The organism is Olleya sp. Hel_I_94 (assembly GCF_007827365.1).
Taxonomy (GTDB): Bacteria; Bacteroidota; Bacteroidia; order Flavobacteriales; family Flavobacteriaceae; genus Olleya.
Map to the genome: position 1 here is coordinate 2,600,452 of NZ_VISI01000002.1, position 12,213 is coordinate 2,612,664.

Sequence of the window (12,213 nt, forward strand, 5' to 3'; positions counted from 1 at the left end):
AGTCAATTTGTTATTGACTTATTTTTTCGCCTAATTTGGTAAATAGTTCACCTAAAAGTTTACGATCCACTTTTTTCTCGTTTAAATCGTCAACTTTATCTTCTAAATTGTTTTCTAGCTCTGTGATTCTAATATTAATATCAGTGCTTAGGTTATCAATGTTTTGAAGCAACTCAGACTTGACTTCGTCCATTAAAGCTTCTAATTCTTTTTTCTTAGCAAGAATATCTTTTTTTAGTGTTTCAAACTCACTATCGTAAGCTTGCATGTTTTCACCAAAAATAAGTTGCTTAATCGCATCTATTTTTGAAGTTGCTTCAGAAGATGCTTGCATGTTGTCTTCGTTGATTTTGTCTGTATTTGCCATCAGGATAATTTATGTTTCAAAATTAGCAAAAAAATAAACACAATGTTAATTAATCAGCGTTTTGCATGAATTCTTCAGCTTTAAGTACCATGTTTTTGCTTCCGCAGAAAAAAGGAACGCGTTGGTGTAGTGCTGTTGGCTCAATATCCATAATTCTGTTATAACCATTACTTGCCTTTCCGTTAGCTTGTTCTGCTAAAAAAGCCATAGGATTACATTCATACAATAATCTTAATTTACCGTCTTCATTTTTTGAGCTTTTAGGATACATATAAATACCACCTTTAATCATGTTTCTATGAAAGTCAGAAACCAATGACCCAATGTACCTGGATGTGTAAGGTCTATCTCCTTCTTCCATTTGACAGTATTTAATATAGTTTTTTACACCCTGTGGGAAGTGTGTATAATTACCTTCGTTTACAGAGTATATGTTTCCGTTTTCCGGAAACTGCATATCTGGATGTGATAAATAAAAAGTACCGATTGCTGGATTTAATGTAAATCCATTAACACCATGACCAGTGGTGTATACTAGCATTGTAGATGTACCATAAACCACATAACCTGCAGCAACTTGTTGGTTTCCTGGTTGTAAAAAATCTTCGATAGTTACAGGTGTTCCAACTGGCGTAACACGTCTATAAATTGAAAAAATAGTTCCTACAGACACGTTAACATCAATATTAGAAGAGCCATCCAAAGGGTCAATTAATACAATGTATTTATTTTGATTGTTATCATCTTGACTATTTATTGTAATAAAATCATCTTCTTCTTCACTTGCAATACCACAAACAATATTACGATTTGTAAGGGTTTGGATAAATTTATCATTTGCATAAACATCTAGCTTTTGCTGGTCCTCACCTTGTATGTTTGTATCTCCTGCAGCACCAATAATATCTACTAGTCCAGCTTTGTTAACTTCATGATTTACAACCTTGGCAGCAAGACGTATAGAGTTTATTAATCTAGAGAGTTCTCCAGATGTGTATTTAAACGAAGCTTGGTTTTCAATAATAAATTCTCCTAACGTTTGATTTTTTTTAGACATGTGTTTAGATGTAGTTGTTTGCACAAATATCGTATATTTTAACAATTATAACGTTGTAGTTGTCCATAATTTGGTATTATAAACATTCTTAAACTATATTTGATTAAATTAAAATTTTATGGAGTTTACAATTCGTTTTGCCGAAAAAAGAGATGTTCCGGCTATGCTTGACTTGATAAAAACACTTGCTGTTTTTGAAAAACAACCTGAAGCAGTCATTGTTACAGAAGCAGATTTATTGGAACAAGGTTTTGGAAAACATCCCTTATTTACAACTTTTGTGGCCGAAAAAAATGATGAAGTTGTAGCTATGGCTTTAATATATATCCGTTTTTCTACCTGGAAAGGTAAGACAGTACATTTAGAAGATTTAATTGTTAAAGAAAACTATAGAGGAGAAGGTCTTGGTACTTTACTTCTTGACGAGGTTATCAAATACGGTTATAGTTTGGGTGTTAAACGTATATGTTGGGAAGTTTTGGATTGGAATGAACCTGCAATAAAATTTTATGAAAGTAAAGGAGCTACTTTACTAAAAGATTGGTTTTTAGTACAAATGGATCAATCAAGTATTGAAAATTACATCCAAAAATTATAAATGAGAGTATTTAAATTTGGAGGTGCGTCTGTTAAAGATGCCAAAGGTGTTAAAAATCTAATTTCGGTTTTAGATCAAGTAGGACATGATAATACGTTAATTATTGTGTCTGCAATGGGTAAAACCACTAATGCTTTAGAGCAGGTTATAGGTAATTATTTTGATAACAAACCAGAATTACAGCAGGCTATACAAGCAGTTGTGACTTATCATAACGATATTGTATTAGAGCTTTTTGAAAATAAAAATCATCCCGTTTTTGATATTACAAATGCGCTTTTTGAAGAGCTCACTAATTTTTTGAAAACAAATAAATCTCCGGATTATAATTTTGTTTACGATCAAGTGATAGGATTTGGAGAGTTAGTATCTACCACTATAATTAGCCAATTTTTAAACTTAAAAGGATTTACTAATAATTGGATAGATGTTAGACAATTAATTAAAACAGATGACTATTATAGACGCGCAAATGTTAATTGGGACCTGACACAGCAGTTAATTACTAAACATGTTGATACTAGTAAGCTTAATATAACTCAAGGGTTTTTAGGAAGCGATAAAAATAATTTTACAACAACTTTAGGTCGCGAAGGTAGTGATTATACAGCAGCCATTTTGGCTTATTGCCTAAGTGCAGATAGTGTTACCATCTGGAAAGATGTACCAGGTGTTTTAAATGCCGACCCTAGACACTTTAAAAATGCACAATTATTAAACGCCATATCATATACAGAAGCTATTGAACTGGCTTTTTATGGTGCTTCAGTAATACATCCTAAAACATTACAACCACTGCAACGTAAAGAAATACCGTTGTACGTTAAATCGTTTTTACAACCAAATGAAGATGGAACAATAGTTAGTAAAATTAAAGGAATTGAGCCAAAAGTTCCCTGTTTTATAGTAAAGCAAAACCAAGTCTTATTATCATTATCTACTTTAGACTTTTCCTATATTGTAGAAGATAATATTAGCGAAATATTTAATTTGCTATCAAAATATAAAATGAAAGTTGATGTTATCCAAAACTCTGCGATTAGTTTTTCTGTTTGTTTTGATAATAATTACAATAATTTAGAACCTTTATTGTTACATTTAAAAGCTAAATTTAAAGTGACATGTAATGATAACGTATCTTTGTACACGATTAGGCATTACAATCAAAAAGCAATTGCCGATTTAGAAGTCGGAAAAACAGTTTTATTAAAACAAATGTTTCAAGAAACACTACAAATAGTAACTAAATAAATCTATTGATTACATTTGTAAACTCTAATATGAATAAAATTAAATGGGATTAGTCACTGCAAAAGAAGTTTCAAAAGCTATAAAACTTGATAAATACGGGTTTTTAGGGACTTTTGTTGGTTGGTTATTAATGAAAGTTTTAAAGATATCTACTTTAAATAAAATCTATAATCGTAATAAACATTTATCACATTTAGAATTTTTAAACGGAATTTTAGATGAATTTCAAATTAAATTTGAAATACCTGAAGAAGATTTAAAGCGTTTACCTAAAGATGGAGCATACATTACAGTTTCTAATCATCCTTTAGGCGGAATTGATGGTATATTACTTTTAAAATTAATGCTAGAACAACGCGAAGATTTTAAGATAATTGCTAACTTTTTATTACATCGTATAGAACCGATGAAGCCATATATAATGCCTGTTAATCCTTTTGAAGACAGAAAAGATGCAAAATCTAGCATAGCAGGTTTTAAAAGCGCAATTTCACACTTACGCGATGGTCACCCATTAGGTATATTTCCTGCTGGAGAAGTGTCTACTTACAGAGACGGTAAATTGGTAGTAGATAGACCATGGGAAGAAGCAGCTATGAAGTTAGTACAAAAAGCGAAAGTACCTGTAGTACCAATATACTTTCATGCTAATAATAGTAAGTTGTTTTATAAGCTATCTAAAATTAGCGATATTTTTAGAACCGCAAAATTACCATCAGAGTTGTTGACTCAAAAAAGACGAGTGATAAAGGTTAGAATAGGAAAGCCAATCTCTGTGAACGATCAAGCCGAGCATGAGTCGCTTTCAGATTTTTCTGAATTTATAAGAAGAAAAACCTATATGCTATCCAATGCATTTGAACCAAAAGAAAAAATAATAGATACCATTTCCTCTAGCTTAAAATCTCCAAAATCTGTAAAAGCACCTAAACAAATTGTGACACCTGTTAGTCAGCAGGCTATGATTACTGAGGTTGATGCTTTAAGACAGCAGGATTGCAAATTGTTAACTAGTAAAAATTACGAAGTCTTTTTGGCTACTGCCGAAAACATGCCAAACCTGCTTCGTGAAATTGGTCGTTTAAGAGAAATAACTTTTAGAGAAGTAGGAGAAGGAACAAACGAACCTATAGATCTAGATCAATTTGATAACTATTACCACCATTTATTTTTGTGGGATAGTGAGGCTAATGTTTTAGCAGGAGCCTACAGGATGGGATTAGGATCTCAGATTTTTGCCAACTATGGTATTAACGGATTCTATTTACAAGATTTATTTGGTTTTGAACCGGAATTATATAAAATGATGAGTGAGTCTATTGAAATGGGACGAGCTTTTATTATTAAAGAGTATCAGCAAAAACCAATGCCTTTATTTTTATTATGGAAAGGTATTGTACACACTACGTTACGTCATCCTGAGCATAAGTTTTTAATTGGTGGTGTTAGTATCAGTAATCAGTTTTCAGAATTTTCTAAATCGTTAATGATTGAGTTTATGAAGTCTCATTATTACGATCCTTATGTAGCCCAATATGTACATCCTAAAAAAGAATTTAAAGTAAAACTTAAAGATGCAGATAAGGACTTTGTATTTGATGCAACAGAAGCCGATTTAAATAAGTTTGATAAAATTATAGACGAGATTGAACCAGGAGCATTAAGGCTTCCTGTACTACTTAAAAAGTACATCAAACAAAATGCACGTTTAGTGGCTTTTAATGTTGATCCACTATTTAATAATGCAGTAGATGGTTTAATGTATATTAAAATTGAGGATTTACCAGAAAGTACAGTAAGACCTGTTATGGAAGAGTTTCAAGCAGAATTAGAGCGTAAAGTTACTGAGCAAAATGAGTAACAGAATAGTAATCTTTATTGCTTTTTTTGTTAGCACATTAACATTTGCGCAAACCTATTCTGGTACTGTCCAAGACGCAGATACAAATCAACTGTTATCTAATGTTACCGTTTATTTTGATGGCACAACCATTGGAGTAATCACAGATCTTGATGGTAATTTTTCTATCACAACACAAAAAACTATAAACGCGCCATTAGTAATTAGTTATATTGGGTACGAGACGTTAATAATTGATAAAAAAACACTTCAAAATAATCCTATAATAAAGCTTAAACCTCAAGCTACAGATTTGGACGAGATAGTCTTAACTGATGATGACTGGTCAAGAGAAAAAAAAATAGGATATTTTAAACGCGAGTTTTTAGGACAGTCAATCCATAGTGAAGATTGTAAGATCAAAAACCTAGATGACATTAGATTTAGATATAGCAAAGTAGATCAAACTATGTACGCTATTGCAGATCAACCCATAGTTGTAATCAATAAGTATTTAGGTTATAAAGTCGAGTATAACTTAGTTGATTTTGAAATCATGTTCCATACATCAGCAGCAGGATTTGATTATGTTAAAGAAGTATTTTACAGTGGGACTAGTATTTTTACCGAATTAAATACAAAAGTAAAGAAACGTTATCTCAAAAATCGAAGCTTTGTTTATAAGACCTCATTACTATATTTTATGAGAAGTCTAGCAGCAAGTAATCTTAGGGAAAATGGATTTAAGTTATTTAAAAAGGAGGATGAAGCGTCTTCCGATCCATTATTTGAAACTATTCAAGATGCGGTTTTTAAAACTGAAAAAACAGAACATAATACTACAAAAGTCTCCTTTTTAGGCACTAACAAAGTCGTTGTTAGTTTTGACAACTTAGAGCAAGCCTTTTTATTGCCAAACTCAAAAGATTTGACTTTTTATATAGACAGCTTTGGTATACACTTTCCTATTAACAATGTTTTGTTTGGAGGTCTGTTTGGACAAGATAGATTGGTAAATATGTTACCATCGGATTATAATTTACAATAACTACTACTTATTGCAATTTACCTGAGTTTTTACAAAAAAGTCATTGACAACACGTCTACTTTCGTTTAATTGATCTAAATCAATCGTGTAAAATAGGTTTTTCCCTTTTACTTTTTGTTTAAGTAAACCAATTTTTCTAATCTCGCCAAGATGTTGAGAGATAGTTGGTTGTGACAATCCAGTGCTTTCCACAAGCGCATTGCAATTGCAGTCTTTGTTTTCGCTTATGTACTGTATCATGGCTATTCTAGCAGGATGACCCAAGACTTTAGTAATACTTGCCACTTGATTTTGCGATGTATTAAATAGCTGTTTTTTTGAAAAACCCATAGTTATTATATGATTAATATTAGTATAAAAGTTATATTGCAATATCACAATAATAAATTTAATTAAAAAACCAAAATCAAGCAAGACTTTGGTTTTAAATTTCTAATTTTTTTGTTATTTACCAAATAAACGTTGGAAAAAAGACTTCGTTTTTTTAGTAGTTTCTTCAATAACTTCTTTAGCATCTTCTGCCAAATCTTCTAGTTTATCACCTGCTTCGTCTGCAAATTTTGAAGCTTTTTCTTTGGCGTCATCTAGCATCTCTTTTGCATCCTCGTTAATAAATTCAGTTGCTTTAGCTTTAGCTTTTTGATACGTTTCTTTAGCATCATCTGACAACTCGTCAAATTTTTCTCCTGCTTCTTTAGCTAATTTTGATGCTTTGTCCTTAGCGTCGTCCATAAACTCTTTAGCATCTTCGTTTATAAATTCTGTCGCTTTAGCTTTTGCTTTTTCAAACGTTTCTTTGGCATCCTCTTTTAGATCTTCAAACTTAGACTCTGCTTTGTCTACAACTTCTGTAGTCTTTTCTTTAACAGCTTCAAGTGTTTCTTCAGAGGTTTCCTTAATATCTTCAGAGACGTTATTTGCAGTGTCTTCTATATTGTTTATAGTTTCTTCTGCATTATTTTCAATATTTTTGTGTTCTTCATTCATGATTTATCGATGTTATTTTTCTGAATGCTAATATATTACAATAATAAATGATTATTCTAAAAATGTTTTATCTATAGGTTCCCAAAGTTCAATTTTATTACCATCATTATCCAAAATCCAACCAAATTTTCCGTAGCTATATTCTTCAATTTCTCCAAGTACAGTAACGCCTTCTTCTTTCAAAACAGTTATTAATTCTGTTAAGTTTTCTACACGATAATTAAACATAAAGTCTTTTTTTGAAGGTTCAAAATGCTTACTGTCTTCTTTAAATGGACTCCATTGTGTCGAGCAGTCATTGCCATCTTTGTCTTTCCACCAAAAGGTTGAACCATAATCATCGGTATTAAAGCCTAAATGCTTTTGATACCAATCTTTTGATGCTTTTGGGTCTTTGGTTTTAAAAAATAGACCTCCAATTCCTGTGACGCGTTTTTTCATTTTTTTAATTTTAATACAGATTCATAAATTGTTATCCATTCCTGAACACTCATTTTACCTAATAACTCCTCAATTAAATCATAAGGGATGTCATCCATTTTTTTAAATCTGATACAACTTTTACCCATGTCTAATTTGTATTTACAATGTTTTGGGTATTCTGTAACAAACCAATCGTATAATTCCTTTTTTGCATATAAACCAGAATGATATATTGCTATAAAGTTTTTTTGAGAAGCTACATTAATAAATGGTAAAGGCGGAAACGGTTTGCAATGGTAACCTGCAGGATATATAGATTTTGGCACATAATAAGCCAACATACTATAACCCATGCCTGCTTCTAAGCCTTTTGGCATGTGTTTTACTATTAAATTATGTAGTTTAGTTATAGGTGCTTTTCTTTCTTCAGGAAGTTGATTGATGTAGTCTTCTGGTGTTTTTGCGGTTGAGGTCATTAGGTTTAATTTTATTTTTATGTATCTAGCTAAACTGTGATTTAATTTTATCTACTATTGTTTGTGCTAGTTTTTCTTTACTTTCAATGGTCCATCCAGCTACGTGTGGTGATAAAATGACATTGTCTGTATTAATTAAATATTTGAAGGCTTCTGGCATTTTATTATCGGTAAAAAGGTTTTCGAAGGATGACTTTTCATATTCTAAAACATCTAATCCTGCACCTAATATTTGTCCTGTTTTTAAGGCGTTAACTAAATCTGATGTTACTACACTTTTTCCTCTTGCTGTATTTATTAACCAAAATGGTTTTTTAAAACCGTTTATAAACTTAGCATTAACCATATTAATAGTGGATGGTGTCTCTGGAGTATGTAAACTTAATACGTCTGATTGATCTTGTAATTGTGATAAAGTGACTTGTGTAGCGTTAGTATCTGCTACATTTGGTTTTAGATCATAACACAAGACCTTAACGTCAAAGCCACGTAGTTTTTTTGCAAAGGCTTTTCCCATATTACCGTAACCAATTAAGCCAACGGTCTTACCATCTAATTCTAATCCACGATTGTCTTCGCGTAACCATTTGCCTTCTCTAACTTCTTTGTCGCCTTTATTAAGCTTGTTAAATAGACTTAATAGCATGGCTAAACTATGCTCTCCTACAGCATTGCGATTACCTTCTGGTGCAGCAATTAAAGCTATGCCTTTACTTTGTGCGTAGTCACAATCTATGTTTTCTAGACCTGCACCAACACGTCCTATAAATTTTAGGTTGGTTGCTGCATCTAAAAAAGTTTTGTCAATACTAAATCGGCTTCGTATTATAAAACCATCGTATTGATTTATTTTTTTTTGAATATCTGCTTTAGGTGATGTGTAATCTTCATGATTAGTAAAGCCCAAATCGTTAAGCTGATTGATTAGCAATGGATGATTGGCGTCTAGGTGTAATATTTTCATTTATTAGAGACTGTCTAAATGTGTTAAACAATTTTAATAAAAGTAATGTTTTTATGCGTTAGTGGTAGTAGTGGCATCCTTTTTTTTGCTGCCATATATGGCAAAAAAAAGATATAACGGATGACACGACCTTTAGGTAACGCCCAAATTATTTAAAATCCTAAGATTGATTTTGCAATGATAAAGTAAAGTAAAATACCAAAGACGTCGTTACTTGTTGTTATAAATGGTCCTGTTGCTACTGCTGGATCTATGCCTCTTTTATCTAAAAATATTGGGATAAATGTACCAATTAATGCTGCCATTATAATTACAGCAACTAAGGCTATTGCTATGGTTATTGAAATTATATAGGGTGTTTTAAATGCAAAATGTGTTACTGCTATAGCGACTAAGGCTAGTGCTAAACCGTTTACTAATCCTAAGATAGACTCTTTAAACAAACGTTTTATGATGTTGCCATCTATACTGTTGTTGGCTAATCCTTGAACTACAATTGCAGAGGATTGTACACCAACATTACCTGCTGTTGCTTGTATTAATGGGACAAAACTTAGTAGGATTATAAACTCACCCATGGAGCCATTAAATCCTTCGATGATGCTGGCTGCACCAAGTCCGCCAAACATACCAATTAGTAACCATGGTAATCGTGCTTTGGTTAATTTAAGGATGCTATCATCTGCTTCTACATCCTGCGATATACCAGCTGCCATTTGATAATCTTTGTCTGCTTCTTCACGAATAACATCAACGATATCATCAATGGTAATACGTCCTAATAGTGTTTTGTTTTGATCAACCACAGGAATCGCTTCTAGGTCATACTTTTGCATGATTTTTGCGACTTCTTCTACATCTTCTTCCACGTACACATAGTCCACATTGCTGTTGGCTAATTCTGCTATTTTTTGATCACTTTTTGCTGTTAATAAGTCTTTTAGTGACAGTCGACCTAACAGTTTTTCTTGTTTGTTTACAACGTAAATAGAGTGTACGCGACTAACGTGTTGCGCTTGTCCACGTATGCGACGTAAACAGCCTGCTACTGTCCAAGTTTCGTAAACCTTGACAAGCTCTTTTGCCATTAAACCACCAGCTGTATCCTCGTCGTAGGCTAATAATTCTTGTATTTCGGCTTTGTGCTCTTGGTCTTCTATTTGCGATATTACTTCTGCTTGACGCTCTTCTGGAAGCTCTGCAATGATATCTGCAGCATCATCTGTATCAAGTTCTTCAATTTCTTCAGCAATTTCTTTAGCCGACAGATTTTTTAAAACCTTTTCACGATTGTCCTCATCTAACTCCATTAGGACATCAGATGTGGTTTCAGAATCTAGAAGCTTGATAACATACATAGCCTCTTCTAGATTTACTTCATCTAAGATTTCGGCAATATCTGCATAGTGAAACTCTTCTAAAAGCGTTTTAAGTGCTTTATCGTTTTTTTGTTCGATAAGTAACTCTACTTGCTCAATAAGTGCGTCTGTAAGCTGAAATTGTATGTTTTGATTGTCTTCCACCAAATAATTATTTGTCGTTTTCGATTAGGCTAGTTAACTCTAAAAATTGTGCAACGCTAAGTTGCTCTGGACGTTTGTCAAAGATAGGGTTTGCTTTTAAATTATCTGACAATTCCATTGTTTTTAAACTGTTACGAATGGTTTTGCGACGTTGCTGAAAAGCTTGTTTTACTACTCTGAAAAATAGTTTTTCGTCACATGGTAAACTATAATCTGCTTTACGTGTTAAACGTAGTACGCCAGAATCTACTTTAGGTGGTGGATTAAATACCGTTGGAGGCACTGTAAACAAGTAGTCTGCATCATAAAATGCTTGAGTAAGTACAGATAATATACCGTAAACTTTGCTACCTTCTTTGGAGCAAATACGTTGTGCGACTTCTTTTTGAAACATACCAGAAAATTCTGGGATTTGATCACGAAGCTCTAATGTTTTAAATACAATTTGAGTTGAAATATTATAAGGGAAGTTACCAATTATTGCAAAAGGTTGGTCCTTAAAAGTTTGGCTTAAGTCGTATTTTAAAAAATCTTTTTCAATGATTCTTGGCGCTAAATTTAGATAGTTGTTTTGTAGGTATTCTACACTTTCTGTATCTATTTCTATAACGTAAGTTGTGATAGGTTTTTGTAGTAAGTATTTGGTTAAAACACCCATTCCTGGTCCAATCTCTAAGACGTTTTTGTAACCATTTAAAGTTAATGCGTCTGCAATGTCTTTAGCAATACCTTCATCTTCTAAAAAGTGTTGACCAAGAAATTTTTTAGCTTTAACTTGATGGTTGTTATGTTTTTGATGTGCCATAAAATAGGTTGTTTTTCAGCTTAAGCTGAATTATTTAAACGATACCGAATACTCGTCCACAATTTGAAGCTCTGTTCTAAAAGCTAACATTTTGTCGGCAAATTTTTTAAGACCTTCATTTCTAAGGTTGTCAGCGTCTTCTTTATAATAGGCATCCAAAGCTTCTCTGGAATACGATTTATATTGAATGGAGTAGGTTTGTCCTCCCATTTCTTCATCTACTAAAACCTTTGTAAGTGTTGCTTTTTCAAACTTACCAGTTGCTAACACAGTTGGTATGTGTTGTTTTATCCAGATTAACCACTCGTCATGAGCACTATCATCTATATTTACTGTGACGTTATATATGTACATGGTCTATAAGTTTTTTGCAAATAACATAAGTTCTGAGTCGTCCTCAAAGGGTTTTACCATTTTTATGAAGTTAAAACCTAATTTTTCTATTAATTTAATGGATGCAACGTTATTATGTTTAGTTATTGCTCCAATTTTTTTTAGATCAAAGCTGTTTTTTGCTAAATCTAATATCGCTAAAGACGATTCTAATCCATAGCCTTTACCTTCATATTCTGGTAACATTGCAAAGCCAATGTCAGGTAATTCTAAATTTGCTCGTTTTGTTAAACCGTTTGTGCCAATTGGTTTGTTGTTTTCTGCTTTTAAATGCAATTTGTAAAACCCATAACCATGCGTTTTGTAGTCATTTAAATGGCCCTTTTTAATGCGTGCTTTGGCTTGGTCAATAGTGTTTACTTTACGGTCACCAATAAATAATTTAAATTTTGGAGTGTTAACTAAATCTATAAAAAATTGAGCATCATCCAATGTAAACTTAGTAATTATAAGTCGTTCTGTTTCTGCTACTACCATAATG

At 32.3% G+C, this 12,213-nt stretch carries 15 protein-coding genes; 4 read left to right on the top strand and 11 right to left on the bottom strand.

Going from position 1 to position 12,213, the window contains the following annotated elements; all coding sequences use genetic code 11:
- Nucleotides 1–10: 10 nt before the first annotated feature.
- Both JM82_RS14790 and fbp read right to left on the bottom strand, forming a co-directional pair.
- On the bottom strand, nt 11–367 hold the full coding sequence (locus JM82_RS14790; RefSeq protein WP_145005768.1) for a fructose 1,6-bisphosphatase: 357 nt from the start codon (nt 365–367) through the stop codon (nt 11–13).
- A gap of 49 nt (nt 368–416) precedes the next feature.
- The gene (fbp, locus tag JM82_RS14795) at nt 417–1,424 is read right to left on the bottom strand and encodes a class 1 fructose-bisphosphatase (RefSeq protein WP_145005771.1); all 1,008 of its coding nucleotides are present in this window, start codon (nt 1,422–1,424) and stop codon (nt 417–419) included.
- Between the two features lie 118 nt (nt 1,425–1,542).
- Between fbp and JM82_RS14800 the strand changes: the two genes are divergently transcribed.
- From JM82_RS14800 to JM82_RS14815, 4 genes are read left to right on the top strand one after another with little or no spacing between them, the layout of a single operon-like run.
- Complete coding sequence (locus tag JM82_RS14800; RefSeq protein WP_145005774.1) at nt 1,543–2,022, top strand: GNAT family N-acetyltransferase; 480 nt, start codon at nt 1,543–1,545, stop codon at nt 2,020–2,022.
- The gene (locus tag JM82_RS14805) at nt 2,023–3,273 is read left to right on the top strand and encodes an aspartate kinase (protein WP_145005777.1); all 1,251 of its coding nucleotides are present in this window, start codon (nt 2,023–2,025) and stop codon (nt 3,271–3,273) included. It begins immediately after the preceding gene.
- Between the two features lie 43 nt (nt 3,274–3,316).
- Nucleotides 3,317–5,134 (top strand): GNAT family N-acyltransferase, encoded by a 1,818-nt coding sequence (locus JM82_RS14810; RefSeq protein WP_145005780.1) that lies wholly within the window; start codon nt 3,317–3,319, stop codon nt 5,132–5,134.
- Nucleotides 5,127–6,161 carry a carboxypeptidase-like regulatory domain-containing protein gene (locus tag JM82_RS14815; protein ID WP_145005783.1) on the top strand — a complete coding sequence of 345 codons (1,035 nt, stop codon included), beginning with the start codon at nt 5,127–5,129 and terminating at the stop codon, nt 6,159–6,161. The genes JM82_RS14810 and JM82_RS14815 overlap by 8 nt, the downstream gene beginning before the upstream one ends.
- Nucleotides 6,162–6,164: 3 nt before the next feature.
- On the opposite strand, the gene JM82_RS14820 is transcribed toward JM82_RS14815, so the two are convergent.
- The 9 genes from JM82_RS14820 to JM82_RS14860 form a co-directional block, all read right to left on the bottom strand.
- Nucleotides 6,165–6,491: an ArsR/SmtB family transcription factor gene (locus tag JM82_RS14820; RefSeq protein ID WP_145005786.1), complete on the bottom strand. Its 327-nt coding sequence runs from the start codon at nt 6,489–6,491 to the stop codon at nt 6,165–6,167.
- 114 nt (nt 6,492–6,605) lie between these two features.
- Complete coding sequence (locus tag JM82_RS14825; RefSeq protein ID WP_145005789.1) at nt 6,606–7,148, bottom strand: hypothetical protein; 543 nt, start codon at nt 7,146–7,148, stop codon at nt 6,606–6,608.
- Nucleotides 7,149–7,199: 51 nt separating this feature from the next.
- Nucleotides 7,200–7,589, bottom strand: coding sequence for a VOC family protein (locus tag JM82_RS14830; protein ID WP_028284167.1), 390 nt, complete (start codon nt 7,587–7,589; stop codon nt 7,200–7,202).
- Nucleotides 7,586–8,047 (bottom strand): DUF1801 domain-containing protein, encoded by a 462-nt coding sequence (locus JM82_RS14835; protein ID WP_099568122.1) that lies wholly within the window; start codon nt 8,045–8,047, stop codon nt 7,586–7,588. Before JM82_RS14835 ends, JM82_RS14830 begins: the two co-directional genes overlap by 4 nt.
- A gap of 25 nt (nt 8,048–8,072) precedes the next feature.
- Nucleotides 8,073–9,011 carry a 2-hydroxyacid dehydrogenase gene (locus JM82_RS14840; RefSeq protein ID WP_145005792.1) on the bottom strand — a complete coding sequence of 313 codons (939 nt, stop codon included), beginning with the start codon at nt 9,009–9,011 and terminating at the stop codon, nt 8,073–8,075.
- 152 nt (nt 9,012–9,163) lie between these two features.
- The gene (gene mgtE / locus JM82_RS14845) at nt 9,164–10,537 is read right to left on the bottom strand and encodes a magnesium transporter (protein ID WP_099568120.1); all 1,374 of its coding nucleotides are present in this window, start codon (nt 10,535–10,537) and stop codon (nt 9,164–9,166) included.
- A 4-nt stretch (nt 10,538–10,541) separates the two neighbouring features.
- Nucleotides 10,542–11,339 carry a 16S rRNA (adenine(1518)-N(6)/adenine(1519)-N(6))-dimethyltransferase RsmA gene (gene rsmA / locus JM82_RS14850; RefSeq protein WP_145005795.1) on the bottom strand — a complete coding sequence of 266 codons (798 nt, stop codon included), beginning with the start codon at nt 11,337–11,339 and terminating at the stop codon, nt 10,542–10,544.
- A 30-nt stretch (nt 11,340–11,369) separates the two neighbouring features.
- Nucleotides 11,370–11,693, bottom strand: coding sequence for a DUF4286 family protein (locus JM82_RS14855; RefSeq protein WP_145005798.1), 324 nt, complete (start codon nt 11,691–11,693; stop codon nt 11,370–11,372).
- Between the two features lie 3 nt (nt 11,694–11,696).
- Nucleotides 11,697–12,209 carry a GNAT family N-acetyltransferase gene (locus JM82_RS14860; protein ID WP_145005801.1) on the bottom strand — a complete coding sequence of 171 codons (513 nt, stop codon included), beginning with the start codon at nt 12,207–12,209 and terminating at the stop codon, nt 11,697–11,699.
- Between the last annotated feature and the right edge of the window lie 4 nt (nt 12,210–12,213).